Consider the following 16,402-nt stretch of genomic DNA (forward strand, 5'->3'; position numbering starts at 1 on the left):
ATATGAGACGTTAGTCCCCGGGGAGAGGGGGAGATACGCCCCGAACCATAATCGCGGAGCGGGATGGCGTCGGTGGAGCAACCAATACAGATGAGCGGGCCAGACGGGGAACGGCTGACCGAGCTGATCGAGGAGGTCTACGGTCCTCTCGCCGACGTTTTCGAGCGGCTGGAGAGCGGCAGGGATCCGGAGGCGGTCGGGTGGGCCGCTCACCTCGGGGCATTGCGCGCCTTGCGGGAGCAGCGGACCGTGGGGGACTGGGAGGCGCTGGCTCGCCTGCTGGTGGCTCCCGAAGGCGGACCTCCTGAGGTTGCAACCTTCGCCGAGGCCCAGCAACTGGTCGAGGAACTGCTGGCGGACGGCGAGCGTGCCCTGGTTGTGGCGTCTTCGCCCGAGCGGGCCGAGGAGGTCGTCCGGGCTCTGACCAAGTCGGCGGACGTCTTCGCTCTTCTGGCCGAGGTGTGTCCCCCCGAACCGCCGGACGAGTCGGCGACCCGCATGGATCTCCCTGTTCTCACCTCGGACGACCTCCCTCCCCCGGACGAGGCGACGACTCCCCTCGAGCTCCTGGAGCCCCTCGCGACCCCGGACGACGCCACCACTCCCCTTGAACCTCTCCTCGATTCGCAGACCCGGGTCGATCTCCCCGTGCCGGAGCCCGTCCGGGACGAGGCGGAGGACGGGCGCAACGGCACGATCGAGTTCGCGGCCGTCCGGCCCGAGGATCTCGAGGCGGCCGATTCCGTCGACACGGTGGAGGACGAACCCGATACGACGGTCGAGGACGAAACGGTCGAGGATGAGCCCGACGAGGCGCCTCCGGTGGCGCGGGCTCCCGAAGGCGTGGTGACGGGTGTCGCGCTCCGCGCGGTCGGGGACGCATGGCGTTCGGCCTGGGGAGACGAAGGGCGGCTGCTGAAGCGCGGGCTGCTGTGGTTGGAGCAGTGGCCCCGGGACGCGGCGAACCTGGAGTCGCTGGTCCGGCAGCAGGAACGGCGGCGAGAGGCGCTCAGTTCGGATATCGCGGCCTTGGAGACGCGGATCGACGAACTGGGCAAGGCGATCGCGAGCGCCGAGCAGGCGGCCGCTGAGGCCGCCGAGGAGTGCGTCCGGCTGGACGGCGAGCGGGAGACGATCGCGGCCGAGCTGGCCGAGCCCCAGGCGGAGGCCGAGCGGCTGCAGCGGGTCGCGGACGAGGCGGGCGCGGCGGCCTCGCAGGCCACGCGGATCGCGGACACGGCGTTCGCGCGGGTGAACCAGATCGATCAGCGGGGACGGCAGGCGCAGGCGGAGCTCGCGGCCGCGGCCGAGCAGGAGGCCGGGCTGACGGCCGACCTCACGCGCGCGCACGAGGAGCTGCCCGCGGTGGCCGAGGAGGCCGAGCGGCTGAATTCGGAGGCCGCGGACGCGGCGGCGGAGGGGCACGCGCGGTACTACCGCCTGGTGTCGGCAGAGTCGGCGCTGGCCGCGCGGAAGCGGAAGCTCTCCCTGGGGCAGCGTCTCCATGTGGCCGCGCCTCCGCCAGACCTCAAGGATCTGCGGCACCAGGTGAAGACGCGCAAACGGGAGGCGGACTCCGCCGCCGAGCGGGCGACCAAGGCCAAGGACGCCGCCGAAGGTGTGGAGAACCGCCGTGCGGAGATCGCCCGGTTCATCTCCGAAGGCGAGGCCCGTCTGGCGGCGGCCAAGGAGGCGCAGGTGCGCCTGGGGGCCGAGCTGGAGAAGTTGAAGGCCGATCGGGAGACGGCGATCGCCGAGCACCGCGAGCAGTCCCGGGTGGCGGCCGAGGCCGTCGACCGGGCGACGCAGGCGGGGGCGGAGGCGCGGGTGGCGCAGCAGGTCGTGGGGGAGATCAACGAGCGGATCGCGGTCGTCCAGTCCAAGCGCGAGGAGGCGGACGCGCGGCGGCGGCGGACCGAGCAGGAGCGCGAGGCGGCGGCGTCCCGGCGGGACGAGTCGCAGTCCGCGCTGGTCATGCGCCGCGACGAGGGCGAGCTTGAGCTGGCGGAGATCGGGCGCGAGATCGAGGCCGCGACGGAGGCCGAGCAGCGGTCCCGGGACAACGTCCGGGAGGTCTGCGGCGGCGACCCGGAGGAGCGCGCGGAGGTGTACCGCAACCGGGCGATGGCCAGAATCGAGCAGCTCACCGGCTATATGGACGGCACCGGCGATCTGACTCCCCTGGTCCCGAATGCGGGTGTCGTGTGCGGCACGCCGCTGACTCTCGGGGCCCTGCCGGAGGACGCCGAGTTCGACGCGATGGTGGTGATCGGCCCCGAAGAGATCACCGACGTCGAGTTCCTGATCGGCGCCGTCCGCTCCCGCCAGTGGTTTCTCGCGGAAGGGGACGGCGGGACGCCTCCGCAATACGAGGAGTACTCCGACCTAGCCCTTCTCAGCCTCGCGCAACGGGTAGGCCACCCCAGGGAATGAGGCCCGGCGAGACTCGTCCACAGGAGTGTGGACGAGTCAGTCGTCGTTCAGCAGCAGGTTGAGCACCCAACCGATGAGGCCGACGACGATCGCTCCCCAGAAGGCGGGCCAGAACCCGGTGACGTCGAAGGGGAGTTCCAGTTCCTCGGCCACCCGGCTGGTGAGCAGGAGCAGCAGGGCGTTCACCACCAGCCCGATCAGGCCGAGGGTCAGGACGTAGAAGGCGCAGCCCAGGGTCTTCACCACGGGCTTGATGACGGCGTTGACGACGCCGAAGATGGCGGCCACGGCCGCGAGGGTCAGGGCGCGGCGGGGAGCGGTGTCACCGCTGACGGTGATGCCCTCGATGAGGATCGTGGCGATCCACAGGGCGACGGCCGTGACGGCGACTTTGAGGATGATTCGCACATCACGATCCTGCGCGCGCGTGTGGGCACCCGCCATCAGCCCACGTAGGGATTTCCGGGTGGGCCGGAGTCATCTGTTCGTACTACTCGGCGCGGTCGAAGAAGGGCGACCCGGCCGTGGCCTGGGGACGGGACGCCGTGGCGGCGTGACGGGCCACGGGCTGGGCCGTGCCCTGGGGCTGGCTCTGGTTCTGGCGGACGCGGGCGAGCTCCTGCTGGAGGCGCCGCTTCTCCATCTCCAGAGTGGTGAGCGACTCGGCGTGCTCCTCGCGGAGGTACTTCAGGTCGCGACGGGCGCGGAGGGTGCGTCCCGCGCCGAGGAAGGTGAGCATCGCGCCGAGGATGAAGACGACGGCCACGACCGCACCGGCGGAGAAGACATGCCACTGCTGGGTGACGCCGGGGATCTTCTCGCCGAAGACGACGAGCTCGGCGGGGGCGGTTCCGTCCAGGGCGACGCCGATGCCGCAGGCCACGGCGGCCCCGATGAGGATCAGTCCAAGGAACACCATTGTCGGCAACTCCTCTAGGTGGGGGCGGAGCACGACCACCCTGCCAGATCTTGGGGTGATGAGTCTTGAATGCCGGGTTCCTTCCTTTGAGTTCCGATCCGGGCACGCCGGGTAGTGATCCACTCATGGCGATCGTGTTCGACCTGGACGGCGTGCTCATCGACTCCGAACCCGTATGGGAGGAGGTGCGGCGCGCTTATGTCGACGAGCGAGGCGGACAATGGCGTCCCGATACACAGAGCCGCCTTATGGGGATGAGCACCGAAGAATGGGCCGCCTACCTGGGCACCGACCTCATCGGGGGCCTGTCCGCCGAAACGGTCGCGTACGAGGTCGTTGACCGGATGCTGGGACGCTACGCGCAGGACGTCCCGGTGCTCCCGGGGGCCGTCGAAGCCGTCAAGCGGATGGCCCAAGACCACACGCTGGGCCTGAACAGCTCGTCGCCCCGCGCCCTGATCGACCTGGTGCTCGGACGGCTGGGAGTGGCGTCCCTGTTTCGGGTGACGGTCTCGACCGAAGAGGTGGACGCGGGCAAGCCCGCCCCCGACGGCTATCTCGCCGTCGCCGCCCAACTGGACGTCGCTCCCGACGCCTGCGTCGCCATCGAGGACTCCAGCAACGGCGTCCGCTCGGCGCACGCGGCGGGGATGCGCGTCATCGCCGTCCCCCGTTCGCAGTACCCGCTCGACAAGGACGTCCTGCCCCTCGCGTCGATGGTCGCCGACGACCTCGACTCGCTCACCCCAGAGGTCGTGGCCCGCCTCTCGGCGTGACCATCACGCCCCGCCGACCGAGGTTGTCCACAGGTTCGTCCGGGCTCCTGATTCGGTCCGGACGAGTCACTAGGATGGCGCGGTGGCCGTTCCCGAGGGCGAGATCAGCGATGCGTTGCAGGTGCTGCGACGCGTCTTCGGTTATGACGCGTTCCGCGAGGGACAGGGCGAGATCATCGAGCATGTCGTCGCCGGGAACGACGCGCTGGTGCTCATGCCCACCGGTGGCGGCAAGTCGCTGTGCTACCAGATTCCGGCGCTGGTCAGAAAGGGCGTCGGGGTCGTCATCTCGCCCCTGATCGCGCTGATGCAAGACCAGGTCGACGCGTTGCGGAACGCGGGCGTCCGGGCGGGCTTCCTCAACTCCACCCAAGATCTCGACGAGCGCCGTGTGGTCGAGGCGCAGTTCGTGGCCGGTGAGCTCGACCTGCTCTACCTGGCGCCCGAACGGCTCAAGGTGGCCTCCACCGTCCAGCTGCTCGACCGGGGCGACATCGCGCTGTTCGCGATCGACGAGGCGCACTGCGTCGCGCAGTGGGGGCACGACTTCCGGCCCGACTACCTGCTGCTCTCGGGCCTGCACGAGCGCTGGCCGGACGTGCCGCGCATCGCGCTGACGGCGACCGCCACCCAGGCCACCCGCACCGAGATCGCCTCCCGGCTCAACCTCGAACAGGCCCGCCACTTCGTGGCGAGCTTCGACCGTCCCAACATCCAGTACCGCATCGAGCCGAAGAACGAGCCCAAGCGCCAGCTGCTGCACCTGCTGCGCACCGAGCACAGCGGCGACGCGGGCATCGTCTACTGCCTGTCGCGCAACTCGGTGGAGAAGATCGCCGAGTTCCTCACCGCGAACGGCATCGAGGCCGTCCCGTACCACGCGGGTCTCGACCCCCGAACCCGCGCCGAGAACCAGTCGCGCTTCCTGCGCGAGGACGGCCTGGTCGTGGTCGCCACGATCGCGTTCGGCATGGGCATCGACAAGCCCGACGTCCGGTTCGTCGCCCATCTCGACCTGCCCAAATCCGTCGAGGGCTACTACCAGGAGACGGGCCGCGCGGGCCGCGACGGCCTCCCGTCCACGGCCTGGCTCGCCTACGGGCTCAACGACGTGGTCAACCTCCGCAAGATGATCGACACCTCGGAGGGCGACGCCGCGCACCGCCGGAGGCTGAGCGTCCACCTCGACGCCATGCTGGCGCTGTGCGAGACGGTCGAGTGCCGCCGCGTCCAACTGCTGAACTACTTCGGCCAAGACGGCGAACCCTGCGGCAACTGCGACACCTGCCTGACCCCGCCCGAGTCCTGGGACGGCACCATCGCCGCCCAGAAACTGCTCTCGGCGATCGTCCGGCTCGACCGCGAACGGCGCCAGAAGTTCGGCGCCGGGCACGTCATCGACATCCTCACCGGCAAGAAGAACGCCAAGGTCATCCAGTTCGACCACGACGCGCTCAGCGTCTTCGGCGTCGGCTCCGAACTACGCGACACCGAATGGCGCGGCGTCGTCCGGCAACTCCTGGCCCAGGGCCTGCTCGCGGTCGAGAGCAACTACGGCGCCCTCGTCCTCACCGACACCAGCCCCGAAGTCCTCAAGGGCGCCCGCAAGGTCATGCTCCGCCGCGAGCCCGAACCGACCAAGGCCGCCAAGGCGGCCAAAACCGCCAAGGAACGCAAGGCCCCGGTCGACCTGCCGTCCGAAGCGATGCCCGTCTTCGAACGCCTCCGCACCTGGCGCGCGGCCCAGGCCAAAGACCAGGGCGTCCCCGCCTACGTCATCTTCCACGACGCCACCCTCCGCGAGATCGCCACCGCCATGCCGTCCTCCCTCACCGAACTCGGCAAGATCAGCGGCGTAGGCGAAAACAAACTCGCCAAGTACGGCAACCAGGTCCTAGAAACCCTGACCCCCGCTTAACCCCCGGGCCCGCTTAACCCCCGGGCCCGCTTAACCCCCGGGCCCGCTTAACCCCCGGGCCCGCTTAACCCCCGGCCCGCTTAACCCCCGGCCACCCTCGAAACATCCACGCCGCCTCCCGAGAGCCAGAATCACACCCGGGCGAGACGCCGTCACCTCCCCCCGGGGCTCGGGCTCGGCTTGAGGCTGGTCGGGTGGGGGTGTGGTTAGGGGTGGTGGATGCGGTAGCGGAGGTGGGTGACTTGGTGTGGGAGGTCTTCGGTCTGGGGGGTGGTCAGGCGGCGGATGGGGTCGAGGTTGATGTGTTCGGGCGGTAGGTGGTCGAAGAGGCGGCGGCCCTGGCCCAGGAGGACCGGGACGACGTGGAGTTCCAGTTCGTCGAGCTGGCCCGCTCGCAGCAGCGCCTGCGCCGCTCCGGCGCCGTGCACCATCACCTCGCCGTCTCCGGCCGCGGCGCGGGCCTGGGCGGCGCACTCGCGGACGTCGGTGACGTAGCGGACGCTGCCCGGCGGCGGGTCGTCCGGGACGTCGTGGGTCAGGACGAAGATGGGGACGCCGTCGTGGTGGTCGCCCTGCCAGCGGTTGGCCAGCTCGTAGGTGCGGCGCCCGGAGATGAGGGCGCGGGTGGCCATCGCCTCGGCGTAGACCTGGCCGCTGGGGCCCGGGTCGTTGCGACGGTCGAGCCAGTTGAAGAGCCGGAACCCGCCGATGCCCATCGGGTTGTCCGGGCTGTCCTGCGGGCCGGTGACGTAACCGTCCAGGGACATGGTCATGTACAGCCGGATGGTCGTCATCTCAGGCCGCCGTTCGCACGCGGTAGCGCAGGTGTGTCACGCCGGGGCCGTCCGCGGCATGGAGCAGTTCGAGCTCGATGTGGTCGGGCGGCAGGTCCTCGAAGAGCGGTTCGCCCTGGCCGATCAGGACCGGGACCAGGTGGATCTGCAACTCGTCCAGGACGCCGGCGGCAAGGGCCAGCTGGGCGGTGCGGGCCCCGTGGACCAGGACGTTCTTGTCCCCGGCCGCGTCTTTGGCCATTTTCATCGCGGCCGCGACGTCGCTCACATAGGTGACCCCGGGCCATCGCGGGTCGGGCTGCCGGCGGCTCAGGACGAAGATGGGGACGCCGTCGTGGTGGTCGCCGCCCCAGCCGTCGGCGAGCTCGAAGGTCCGCCGGCCGACGACGACCGCCCCGGTGGTCATGACCTCGTCCATGACCTCGCGGTTCGCGCCCTCCAGGTGGTCGAGATCTGTTCTGCGATCGGCGTCGGCGTCCGGCAGGAGCCACTCGTGCAGCCGATGCCCGTTGTCGCCGAGCCCGTTGCCCGGTGCCACGTTCGGCCCGGCGATGAACCCGTCCACCGACATCGACATGTACAGCACGGTCTTGCTCACGTTCCTGGTCCTTTCGGTCAGCGGGGTGTCACGAGACGTCATCGGGCGTCCGGTTCGGTGGTCGTGAACTCGATCTCGATGGCGATCTCGATGGTGTCGGCGACCACGACGTTGCCGGCGCCGAAGCCGAGCTGGATGTCGACGCCGAACGCGGCGCGGCTGATGGAGGTGGTCGCCGAGAACCCGGTGCGCTCCACGCCGGACGGGTCGTCGACGACGCCGAGGAACTCGGCCTCCAGCTCGACGGTCTTGGTGACGCCGTGCAGGGTCAGCTCGCCGACCAGGACGAAGGCCGCGCCGTCGAGGTCGCGGACCTCGGTCGAGGTGAACTCGATCTGCGGGTACTTCTCCACGTCCAGGAAGTCGGCCGAACGCAGGTGCTGGTCGCGCTGGTCGTTGCCGGTGTTCACCGAGGCGGGGTCGATGAGGGCGGTCACCCGGCCGCCGCCCTCGCCGACGCTCAGCGCCGCCGAGGCGAGCGCGAACTTGCCCCTGACCTTGCCGACGCCCATGTGGCGGACCTTGAACGAGATGTCGGAATGGACGGGGTCGCCGACCCAGGAGCCGGTGGTGAGGGTGCTGTCAACGGTGATCATGAGTGGGGCTCCCTTTGCGCGGCCCGGCCTTCCGGGCGTGTGCAGCCAGCATGCGGGAGCGTGGAGCCGGGTTGTATCCCAGATTTCTGGGATGATGCCATGGATCGGCATAGGATCACGAGCGTGGTCAACGCGATGGCGGTTCAGGCGCGTGTCCGCGACGAAATCGTCAGGCTGGCTCATCGAGGGTTGTCCGTGCCGGAGTTCGCGCGGGCCGTCGGCGATGCCTTGGTCCGGGCGGTGCCCGCCGAGGGCACCTGCCTGATGACGACCGACCCGGCGACCATGCTCCCGACCGCCGAGTTCGTGGAGAACGGCCTGCCCGCTCCGGCGCTGCTCCGGCTCGTGGAGATCGAGGTGCGGGAGCCCGACTTCAACACGTGGGTCCAGCTCGCCCGCGCCGCCCGCCCGGCCCGCAGCCTGAGCGAGGCGACCGCCGGTGATCTCGACCGGAGCCTGCGCCAGCGGGAGATCCGCCGTCCCGGCGGATTCTCCGACGAGCTGCGGGTGGTGCTCGCCGGCAGCACCGGGACGTGGGGGCAGCTGACGGTGTTCCGGGAGGCGAACCGCCCGTACTTCTCCCCGGCCGAGGTGGAGTTCGTGTCGTCGATCGCCCCGCTGATCACCGATGGACTGCGGCGCGGGCTGCTGCTCGGTAGCGCGCGGGCCGGTGACGACGACGTCGGTCTGCTGGTCCTCGACGCCGAGGACGGCGTGCGCATGTCCAACAAGGCGGCCGATCGCCTGCTGGACGAGCTGGGCCTCGGTGACAGGGCGGGCGCGCGGCTGCCGCTGGTGATTTCGGGTGTCGCCCGCCAGGCCCGTTCCCTGCGCGGCCGGACGGCGACCGATTCGCGGCCGGCCAGGGCCCGAGCGCGCACCCGGACCGGTCAGTGGCTGATCGTCCGGGGCTCGCTGCTGAACGACGATCCGGAACCGCAGGTCGCGGTGGTGCTGGAAGTCGCCCGCCCCGCCGAGATGGCGCCCCTGATGGTCGCCGCCTACGGCTTCACCGACAGCGAGCGCCGGGTCACCGAGCTGGTGGCCCAGGGCCTGTCCACCAAGCAGATCGCCGGCCGCCTGCACGTGTCGTCCTACACCGTGCAGGACCACCTGAAGTCGATCTTCGCCAAGTCGGGCACCGGTTCACGCGGCGATCTGATCGCCCGGCTGTTCCTCGATCACCATGCCGCCTCGCTGACGGCACATTCGTGAACGCCGCCCGAGGGGAGAGCTCTCCCCTCGGGTGGGCGCACGGAGGTCACTTCTTCCTCGGGGTTCCGATGAACTTGGCGGTGCGGGTGTTGCCCGAGCGCTCCCCGATCACCACGACCTGGTCGCCGTTGGCGAGCTTGGACACCTCGGACTTCTGCCGGTCCTTGCGGACCTTGGTGTTGGCGTCGGTGGTCCACTGCCAGGCGACGCCGTCCTCGCTGCGGACGGTCACCGTCGCACCCGAGACGCCGGTGACGGCGCCGCGCTGCCAGGTCGCCAGCTTGAAGGTTTTGTCGCGCTTGACCGTGGCCTCGCCGTGCACGCCGCGCAAGCCGTGGGCGAAGCGGCCGGGACGGTGGTGGCGCATCTTGCCGTCCTTGGGAGGACGGGGCTTGCCGTCCTCGGCGGCGGCGGGCCTGCTCGGCGAGGGCGACGGGTTCGCGGCGGCCGGGACGGCGAGGTAAAGGCCGAGGCCCAGGAGGCTCGCGGCCCCGATCCCGGACGCCAGCGTCTTGGTGTTCAGTCTCATGGCCGACACCCAACTACACCGACCTGAACGCCACCCCGTGATCAACCTGAGAGAACCCTGAACGCGTCGGCGTGGTCGCGGGCCCACCGGGCGAAGTCGCGGGCCTGGGCGCCCGTCACGGCCTCGATGGTCGGGAAGGGGCCGTAGGCGGCCAGATCGAAGTCCGCGGCGGCGTGCGGATCGGCGGGTTCGCCCGCGTAGTCCTCGAAACCGGAGAGGAAGGCGGCGTTGTCGGCGGTGAAACCCGGTTGGGCGCGGTAGAGCTCCAGGGCCTGCTCGGGCGTGATGCGCTCGAAGGCGATCTCCCGTCCGGCCGCCTCGGCGATGAGGGCGACCATCTGGCGGTGGCTGACGAATCCGGGCCCGTTCAGGTCATAGGCGGCGCCCGCGTGGCCGTCCTCCAGCAGTGCCGTCACGGCCACGTCGGCGATGTCGGCCTCGTGGACGGGGCACCACGACGAGTCCGGATCCGGGTCGCGGACGACGCCCTCGGCGCGGATGGACGGCCCCCACACCAGCAGCCGGTTGTGCATGAACTCGCCCGGACGCACGTGCGTCCATTCCAGCCCCGCCTCCTCCACGGCCCGCTCGACGGGCAGGTGATACTCGGTGTCGAACCCGCCGGTCACGGCCCCCGAAGACAGGACGACAACACGTCGCACCCCCGCCTCCTTGGCGCGCGCCACCACCTCGGTAGCGGTGGCGGCGTGGGGGAACAGGTACAGGCGCTCGGCGCCGTCGAAGACACCGTCCAGAGTCTCGGGACGCTTGAGGTCACCGGCCCGCACCTCGACGCCGTCCGGCAGACCGGCGCGTTCGGGCGCGCGGCTCACCGCGCGAACCTTGGCCCCCGCCCGGACGAGCCCCTCGGTCACCAGACGCCCCACGGCCCCCGTCGCGCCCGTCACCACGATCGTCATCGCTTCTCCCCCTCGTTCGAGCATGCCGAAGAAGCCCCAGGTCAGGGCGGATTTCGGCGATGCCCAATGGTTAACCGGAAAGGAGGCGGATCGCAAACGCGAACATGATGTTCACATATGGCTCCCAGCTGCGAAGACAGCCATTCGCCGAACCGGCCTCCCCGGCCAATATCAGCCCGCTGACCTGGCCTTTCGCGCTTTTCTGAAACTTTTTCCACCAACAACTCGTGGGCGTTAACGAAGGGTGTGCGATGAGGTGGGTTCGGGATGGGGGGAGCGATGGTCTTTCTTGGGTTGGAGGATCTTGGCGGCGAAGGCGGCCGCCGCGCACGTTGTGGCGGCCGCGGTCAGGGTGCCCAGGGCTACCGCTTGGACGAAGGCGTCACGCGCGGCTTGGCTGCCGGTGAGTGTCGCGTCCAGGGTGCCGGACGGCAGGTCGGCGGGGAGGTTGCGGGCGTAGGCGGCGGAGATGACGCTGCCGAGGACGGCGACGCCGAAGGCGTTGCCCAGCTCCTGGCCCGCGTCGTTGACGGCGGAGGCGACTCCGGCCTCCTCGCTGGGGACGGCGTTCATCAGCGTCCCGTAGGCGGGCGGCGAGCCCAGTCCGGCACCGAAGCCGAGAACCACGAGGCCGGTGACGATCGAGCCGTAGCCGTCCCCCGGGTCGAGGGTGAACCCGATGAGCGCGAATCCGGCGGCGACGGTCAGGAAGCCGATGACCAGGGCGTTCCGGCTGCCCAGCCGGGCGTCCAGGGCGGCGCCGGTGCCGTTGCCCAGGGCGGCGGCCCCGGCGAGCGGCAGCAGGGCCAGGCCCGCCTTGAGCGGCCCGTAGCCGAGGACGAACTGCAGGAGCTGGGTGAGGGCGAACAGCGTCCCGGCCATCGCGAACGAGAACAGGGCGATCATGACGGCGGCGCCGGTGAATTCGGGACGGGTGAGCAGGCGGAGGTCGAGCATGGGGTCGCGGCCGGCATGCTGCCACCAGGCGAAGGCGGCGAGCGCGGCCGCCGCGACGAGGAGGCCGCCGATCGTGCGGATGCCCGTCCAGCCGTGGCCGGGGCCGGAGATGACCGCCCACACCAGGGCCGACACCCCGAGCGTCGACAGGATCGCCCCGAGGACGTCGGGACGCCGTCGTGGTCCCCGTGATTCGGGGACGAGAAGGATCAGCCCGGCCAGGGCCGCGAGGGTCACCGGGACGTTGACCAGGAAGACCGAGCCCCACCAGAAGTGCTCCAGCAGGAAGCCGCCGAGCGTGGGTCCGGCCGCGACGCCGACGACCGAGGTCGTGCCCCAGATCGCGAACGCCTTGGTGCGCTCTTCGGGGGCGAACACCTGCGCCATGATCGAGAGCGTCCCGGGCATGAGGAACGCGCCGCCGACGCCCATGAGGGCCCGTGCCGCGATGAGCTGGCCGGGGTCCGCGGCGAAGGCGGCGAGCAGGGAGGCCGCGCCGAACACCCCGAATCCGAGGATCATGGCCCGGCGCCGTCCGTAGCGGTCGCCGAGGCTGCCCGCGGTGAGCAGCAGCCCGGCGAACACCAGCGAGTAGGCGTCGATCGCCCACTGGACGTCGGACGTGGACGCGTCCAGCTCGGTCAGCAGGGACGGCACCGCCACGTGCAGGATCGTGTTGTCCACCACGACCACGAACAGGCTCAGGCAGAGCACGGCGAGGATTCCCCACCGCCGCGGATGCGGTTCGACCGTTTTCATCACAACCTCCTCGTACAGTGTGCGAGTTGACTCGCACACTGTACGAGCCCGTTCGCACACTGTTCAAGTAGGCTGTCGTGAGACCGGAGGAGGCACCGCATGGATCACACCTCGGTGTGGACGCGCCCCGAGCGTTCAAGGCGCGAGCAGCCCACGCTGAGCCGCGACCAGATCGTGGCCGCCGCGCTGGAGCTGCTGGACGCCGAGGGCCTGGCCAAGCTGAGCATGCGCCGCCTGGGCACCCGGCTGAACGCCGGCGCCACGTCCGTGTACTGGCACGTCGCCAACAAGGACGAGCTGCTGGAGCTGGCCCTCGACCACGTCATGGCCGAGGTGAGCGTCCCCGACCCGGCGGAGACCGGCTGGCGTCCCGCCGCCGCCGGGTACGCCCGCAGCCTGCGCGCGATGATCCTGCGCCACCCCTGGACGGTCACCCTCTTCGGCGGACGGCCCATGCTCGGCCCCAACGCCGCCCGCGCCCAGGACGAGATCCTCGCCGTCTTCGCCCACGCCGGGCTCTCCGGCTTCCCGCTCGAATACGCCTGGTCGCTGGTCGTCGACTACGTCATCGGGGCCGCGGGCGGCGAGGCCAGCTGGCGCACGCACCAGGCGGGGACGTCCGCCGGGGAATGGGTCACCTCACTCGGCCCCTACCTCGACCGCGTGTCCGCCGAACGCCCCCGCCTGGCCGCCCACATCCGCGAGATCTGGTCCAAGGGCGACGCCGAGATCCTTGAGGACCGCTTCACCTTCGGCCTCGAATCCGTCCTCGACGGCCTCGCCCCCCATATGTCCCGCTAGGGGCGCGGGTCGGCCTGGAGGGGCAGGGTCTTGGTCTTCACGTCGAGGATGCCCACCATGGCGCAGTCGGCGGGCTTGCCTGACCCGAAGCCCTCCGCGACGACCCGCCACCCCTTCAGGCCATGGGACGCCAGCAGGGACTGGGCCGTCGTGAGGGCCTCCTTCTCGGGGAGGCAGCGTCGTCCGGTCTGGTCGGCGAGCTTCTTCCGCACGGTGATCAGGGCGCGGGCCTCGGCCTTTTCGGCGGCGGTGAGCGGACGCGCGGCCGTCAGGCCCAGCTTGGCGCAGGTCCGCGCGTCCCCCGGGAACACGCCGACGCTCTTGCCTTGGGTGCAGGCCACGAGTGGGGGGACGGGGGGCTCGGCGTCGCCCACCTCGCCCTTGCTCCAGAGTTCGGCGCAGGCGGACACCGGGTCCAGGCCGCCATCGCCGATGACGGTGGTGTCGGCGTCCAGGCTGGCCCGGTCGTAGCAGCCGGTGCCCAGGGCCTGCTCCACCCGTTCGCCGCCCATGAGGCTCGCGGCGACGGCGGCTCCGCCGCCGGTCAGCACGACGGCCAGGGAGACGCCGGTGATCCAGCGTCCGCGGCGCAGCACGCGCCGTCGGCCGGGCTCGGTGATCTCGGACATGAGGTGTTCCCTTCGCAGCTGGTGGGCCGCCCGGGGAAGGTCGCGCTCGGCGGGCAAGTGATCGTTCACAGTTCCTCCCCTGACGGCTTCGGGATCGCACCTTGTCTGTGTCCCAGACGTCCCGGGGGTTCCAGCGTGGTCAGCTCCCGCAGCCGTGACTTGGCCCGCGACAGGCGGGAGCGGACCGTCCCCAGGGGGACGCCGAGCGCGGTGGCCGCCTCGGCATAGCTCAGCCCGTCCCACGCGCACAGGGTCAGGACGTCCTGGTCGTCGCGCGAGAGCCGCCCGACCAGGCGCAGCAGGACGGTCATCACCCGCTCGTCGTCGAGCCGCCCGGCCACGTCGTCGGCGTGGTCGGGTTCGGGCCGCTGGCCGGGCAGGCGCGCCATCGCCTCGCGGTGCCTGCGCGTCGCCCGGTGGCGGTTGCGGACGACGTTGCCCGCGACGCCCAGCAGCCACGGCAGCGCGGAATCGCCGTGCAGGCGCACGTCGTCGCGCCGCCGCCAGGCCTCGAGGAAGACGACCGAGGTGAGGTCCTCGGCCGCCGACCAGTCGCCCGTCCGCCGGAAACAGTGGTTGTAGACGGCACGCGCGTGCCGGTCGAAGAGTGTTCCGAACCGTTGTGGCTCGCCCTCGACGGCCAGGCGCCACAACTCGGCGTCCGTGGTGTCGGGGTCACTTGGCACGTTTCTCACGTCCTGTCCATGTCCGCGCCCCCGCACCGGGTTCCCGGAACCCCCCGGGCGGGACGGACACCTACCGGACGGAAGTGATCGACGAACTCAGGAGATCCGGATGAGATTCCGTCCATGCGGCATGGCGATCGTAATCGGGGGCGTCCTGCTCGTGCCCGCGCCGTCCACGGCCGCGGAGACGCCACCCGCCGAGGTCCAGGCGTCGAAGAGGGTGCTGACGAAGAAGCACCAGACCCCGGCCGCGCGCCGCAAGGCCGCCGCCGCGCACCGGGTCACGGTGCGGGTCCTCGACCGGAACGGCCTGCGCCCCGCGACCGGCAAGGCGCCCTACTTCGGCCTGTTCGACCTGGAGACCGGCGGGCAGGAGGTCGGCCACCTCGTGGACGGCACGGGGACGATGGAGATCCCGGCGGGCTCGTACCGAGTGGGGGCGCGGGTCATCACGCCCGAGCCGGGCCGTCCGAAGGCGACGGCGGCGGTCGTGTCGCCGCGCATGGACGTCACCGCCGACGCCACCGTCGTCCTCGACGCGCGCACCACCCGGGAGGTCCGCGTGAGCCTGGACGACAAGGACGCGACGATGGACCTGGGCGACGCGATCGTCGCCGTGACGACGCGGGGCGAGTACCAGGCCTACATGCTCGATCTGGCGGACGGCGCCTACGTCACCCCGGGTGCGGGAACTCCGCTGCACGTGCAGAGCACCTGGAAGCGGCCGGGACACCGGTACCACCTGCTCAACTCCGTTGTCGGGGGCGTCCCCGAGCGGCCGGAGTTCCGCGTGCGCACGCGCGACCTGGCCGCGGTTCGCACGAAACACGCCGTCCCCGGGGCGGAGGCCTGTGCGGGGCTCGTGATGGGGCCCGAGGTGCAGGGACTGCCCTTCATCCTGTCTTACGGGACGGTCCTCGGACGCGTCCCCGGCGTGCACACTCTGCACGTCACGCCCGGGAACACGGTCTGGAAGCACGAGGCGGCGATCGGCGGGCCCGACTGCTCTCTCAACCCGGCGGAGTTCCAGATGGGCACCGAACGCTTCCCGCGCCGAGGGAAGCGGGCGCGGACCTGGCCGGCGGCGCCGCTGACCCCCACGCTCTGGACCTGGGACGCGGGAACGCTCGTCCCGGGCGTCCAGCGGACCGGCGACCGGCTGGCCGTGGAGGTCTCGCTCTTCTCCAACGGCCGCCCGGGCTACAGGGGCCCCCTGGAGGACCCCATCACCGGCGAGACCACTCTGGAAAAGGACGGCGCGGTGCTCGGCACCAGCCCGTACCCGGGGTATGGCGAGTTCGAGGTGCCGTCCGGGCCCGGCCGATTCCGGCTGAGGACCACCGCCGCGCGTTCGGTGGGGTGGTCGACGCTGGGCACGCGGGCCGAGGCGGAGTGGACGTTCGACTCGGCGGCGGACTCCGCGCCGGTCATCATGACGGTGGGCTACGACGCCGGGCTCGATGATCACAGCCGGGCTCCGGCGGGACGCGAGCACCGGGTGCGGGCCCACATCCAAACCCCGCCCGGCGTCCGCCCGGGGCGGATCGAGCGGTTCGGCGCCGAGGTCTCCTACGACGACGGAAAGTCCTGGCGTCCGGCGGCGGCCCGCGCCGAGGGCGGGCGGTGGGTCATCGGCCTCGCCCACCCGGCCGACGCCGAGCACGTGTCCCTGCGCACCACCGTGCGGGACGCGTCCGGCAACGAGGTGCGGCAGACCACCATCCGCGCCTACGCCCTCCACCGCTGACGACGTTCCCCCACCCCCTGCCCCCGATCGGTGACCCCACCGGTCGGGGGTTTGGTCCTTCTTTGGGGGGACGGGTGGTCGTTCGTGGTGATGAATCGGGGAGGGATGGGAACGGGAATGGCCCG

The 16,402-nt window shown here is 71.1% G+C and carries 16 protein-coding genes; 6 read left to right on the forward strand and 10 right to left on the reverse strand.

Annotated elements, in window-relative coordinates; translation table 11 throughout:
- Positions 1 to 90 precede the first annotated feature (90 nt).
- Positions 91 to 2,433: a hypothetical protein gene (locus ACQPY4_RS01460; protein ID WP_433331547.1), complete on the forward strand. Its 2,343-nt coding sequence runs from the start codon at positions 91 to 93 to the stop codon at positions 2,431 to 2,433.
- A gap of 36 nt (positions 2,434 to 2,469) precedes the next feature.
- Here ACQPY4_RS01460 and ACQPY4_RS01465 read toward each other — a convergent pair whose 3' ends face one another.
- Together ACQPY4_RS01465 and ACQPY4_RS01470 are read right to left on the reverse strand one after the other, a co-directional pair.
- The gene (locus tag ACQPY4_RS01465) at positions 2,470 to 2,841 is read right to left on the reverse strand and encodes a phage holin family protein (protein WP_433331549.1); all 372 of its coding nucleotides are present in this window, start codon (positions 2,839 to 2,841) and stop codon (positions 2,470 to 2,472) included.
- An 82-nt stretch (positions 2,842 to 2,923) separates the two neighbouring features.
- On the reverse strand, positions 2,924 to 3,352 hold the full coding sequence (locus tag ACQPY4_RS01470) for a hypothetical protein (RefSeq protein ID WP_433331551.1): 429 nt from the start codon (positions 3,350 to 3,352) through the stop codon (positions 2,924 to 2,926).
- 125 nt (positions 3,353 to 3,477) lie between these two features.
- Here ACQPY4_RS01470 and ACQPY4_RS01475 point away from each other — a divergent pair, with 125 nt between their 5' ends.
- Together ACQPY4_RS01475 and recQ are read left to right on the forward strand one after the other, a co-directional pair.
- On the forward strand, positions 3,478 to 4,128 hold the full coding sequence (locus ACQPY4_RS01475) for an HAD family hydrolase (protein WP_433331553.1): 651 nt from the start codon (positions 3,478 to 3,480) through the stop codon (positions 4,126 to 4,128).
- An 82-nt stretch (positions 4,129 to 4,210) separates the two neighbouring features.
- Positions 4,211 to 6,046: a DNA helicase RecQ gene (gene recQ, locus ACQPY4_RS01480; RefSeq protein ID WP_433331555.1), complete on the forward strand. Its 1,836-nt coding sequence runs from the start codon at positions 4,211 to 4,213 to the stop codon at positions 6,044 to 6,046.
- Positions 6,047 to 6,252: 206 nt separating this feature from the next.
- On the opposite strand, the gene ACQPY4_RS01485 is transcribed toward recQ, so the two are convergent.
- The 3 genes from ACQPY4_RS01485 to ACQPY4_RS01495 are packed head-to-tail and all read right to left on the reverse strand — an operon-like array spanning position 6,253 to position 8,034.
- Positions 6,253 to 6,840: a dihydrofolate reductase family protein gene (locus tag ACQPY4_RS01485; protein ID WP_433331557.1), complete on the reverse strand. Its 588-nt coding sequence runs from the start codon at positions 6,838 to 6,840 to the stop codon at positions 6,253 to 6,255.
- Between the two features lies 1 nt (position 6,841).
- Positions 6,842 to 7,438: a dihydrofolate reductase family protein gene (locus ACQPY4_RS01490; protein WP_433331559.1), complete on the reverse strand. Its 597-nt coding sequence runs from the start codon at positions 7,436 to 7,438 to the stop codon at positions 6,842 to 6,844.
- Between the two features lie 38 nt (positions 7,439 to 7,476).
- Positions 7,477 to 8,034 carry a YceI family protein gene (locus ACQPY4_RS01495; RefSeq protein WP_433331561.1) on the reverse strand — a complete coding sequence of 186 codons (558 nt, stop codon included), beginning with the start codon at positions 8,032 to 8,034 and terminating at the stop codon, positions 7,477 to 7,479.
- A gap of 195 nt (positions 8,035 to 8,229) precedes the next feature.
- On the opposite strand from ACQPY4_RS01495, the gene ACQPY4_RS01500 reads away from it, so the two are divergent.
- On the forward strand, positions 8,230 to 9,249 hold the full coding sequence (locus ACQPY4_RS01500) for a helix-turn-helix transcriptional regulator (protein WP_433331563.1): 1,020 nt from the start codon (positions 8,230 to 8,232) through the stop codon (positions 9,247 to 9,249).
- A gap of 46 nt (positions 9,250 to 9,295) precedes the next feature.
- Here ACQPY4_RS01500 and ACQPY4_RS01505 read toward each other — a convergent pair whose 3' ends face one another.
- From ACQPY4_RS01505 to ACQPY4_RS01515, 3 genes are all read right to left on the reverse strand, one after another.
- Positions 9,296 to 9,778: a DUF5666 domain-containing protein gene (locus tag ACQPY4_RS01505; RefSeq protein ID WP_433331565.1), complete on the reverse strand. Its 483-nt coding sequence runs from the start codon at positions 9,776 to 9,778 to the stop codon at positions 9,296 to 9,298.
- A 41-nt stretch (positions 9,779 to 9,819) separates the two neighbouring features.
- On the reverse strand, positions 9,820 to 10,698 hold the full coding sequence (locus ACQPY4_RS01510; RefSeq protein WP_433331567.1) for an NAD(P)H-binding protein: 879 nt from the start codon (positions 10,696 to 10,698) through the stop codon (positions 9,820 to 9,822).
- Between the two features lie 234 nt (positions 10,699 to 10,932).
- Positions 10,933 to 12,414 carry an MFS transporter gene (locus ACQPY4_RS01515; protein WP_433331569.1) on the reverse strand — a complete coding sequence of 494 codons (1,482 nt, stop codon included), beginning with the start codon at positions 12,412 to 12,414 and terminating at the stop codon, positions 10,933 to 10,935.
- A 99-nt stretch (positions 12,415 to 12,513) separates the two neighbouring features.
- Here ACQPY4_RS01515 and ACQPY4_RS01520 point away from each other — a divergent pair, with 99 nt between their 5' ends.
- Positions 12,514 to 13,215, forward strand: coding sequence for a TetR/AcrR family transcriptional regulator (locus tag ACQPY4_RS01520; RefSeq protein WP_433331571.1), 702 nt, complete (start codon positions 12,514 to 12,516; stop codon positions 13,213 to 13,215).
- On the opposite strand, the gene ACQPY4_RS01525 is transcribed toward ACQPY4_RS01520, so the two are convergent.
- Both ACQPY4_RS01525 and ACQPY4_RS01530 read right to left on the reverse strand, forming a co-directional pair.
- On the reverse strand, positions 13,212 to 13,913 hold the full coding sequence (locus ACQPY4_RS01525; protein ID WP_433331573.1) for a hypothetical protein: 702 nt from the start codon (positions 13,911 to 13,913) through the stop codon (positions 13,212 to 13,214). The genes ACQPY4_RS01520 and ACQPY4_RS01525 overlap by 4 nt on opposite strands.
- The gene (locus tag ACQPY4_RS01530) at positions 13,910 to 14,539 is read right to left on the reverse strand and encodes an RNA polymerase sigma factor (RefSeq protein WP_433331575.1); all 630 of its coding nucleotides are present in this window, start codon (positions 14,537 to 14,539) and stop codon (positions 13,910 to 13,912) included. The genes ACQPY4_RS01525 and ACQPY4_RS01530 overlap by 4 nt, the downstream gene beginning before the upstream one ends.
- A gap of 100 nt (positions 14,540 to 14,639) precedes the next feature.
- Here ACQPY4_RS01530 and ACQPY4_RS01535 point away from each other — a divergent pair, with 100 nt between their 5' ends.
- A complete protein-coding gene (locus ACQPY4_RS01535; protein WP_433331577.1) occupies positions 14,640 to 16,277 on the forward strand; it encodes a hypothetical protein in 1,638 nt (545 codons plus the stop codon).
- Positions 16,278 to 16,402: the final 125 nt, after the last annotated feature.

Source organism: Spirillospora sp. CA-294931, assembly GCF_050946795.1.
Lineage (GTDB): Bacteria > Actinomycetota > Actinomycetes > Streptosporangiales > Streptosporangiaceae > Spirillospora.

Excerpts from the sequence above, each read along its gene's own strand:
- ACQPY4_RS01495 (WP_433331561.1), bottom strand. The coding sequence starts at position 8,034 with ATGATCACCGTTGACAGCACCCTCACCACCGGCTCCTGGGTCGGCGAC.
- ACQPY4_RS01510 (WP_433331567.1), bottom strand. The coding sequence starts at position 10,698 with ATGACGATCGTGGTGACGGGCGCGACGGGGGCCGTGGGGCGTCTGGTG.
- ACQPY4_RS01475 (WP_433331553.1), top strand. The coding sequence starts at position 3,478 with ATGGCGATCGTGTTCGACCTGGACGGCGTGCTCATCGACTCCGAACCC.
- ACQPY4_RS01485 (WP_433331557.1), bottom strand. The coding sequence starts at position 6,840 with ATGACGACCATCCGGCTGTACATGACCATGTCCCTGGACGGTTACGTC.
- ACQPY4_RS01535 (WP_433331577.1), top strand. The coding sequence starts at position 14,640 with ATGAGATTCCGTCCATGCGGCATGGCGATCGTAATCGGGGGCGTCCTG.
- ACQPY4_RS01520 (WP_433331571.1), top strand. The coding sequence starts at position 12,514 with ATGGATCACACCTCGGTGTGGACGCGCCCCGAGCGTTCAAGGCGCGAG.
- ACQPY4_RS01470 (WP_433331551.1), bottom strand. The coding sequence starts at position 3,352 with ATGGTGTTCCTTGGACTGATCCTCATCGGGGCCGCCGTGGCCTGCGGC.
- ACQPY4_RS01505 (WP_433331565.1), bottom strand. The coding sequence starts at position 9,778 with ATGAGACTGAACACCAAGACGCTGGCGTCCGGGATCGGGGCCGCGAGC.
- ACQPY4_RS01460 (WP_433331547.1), top strand. The coding sequence starts at position 91 with ATGAGCGGGCCAGACGGGGAACGGCTGACCGAGCTGATCGAGGAGGTC.
- ACQPY4_RS01515 (WP_433331569.1), bottom strand. The coding sequence starts at position 12,414 with ATGAAAACGGTCGAACCGCATCCGCGGCGGTGGGGAATCCTCGCCGTG.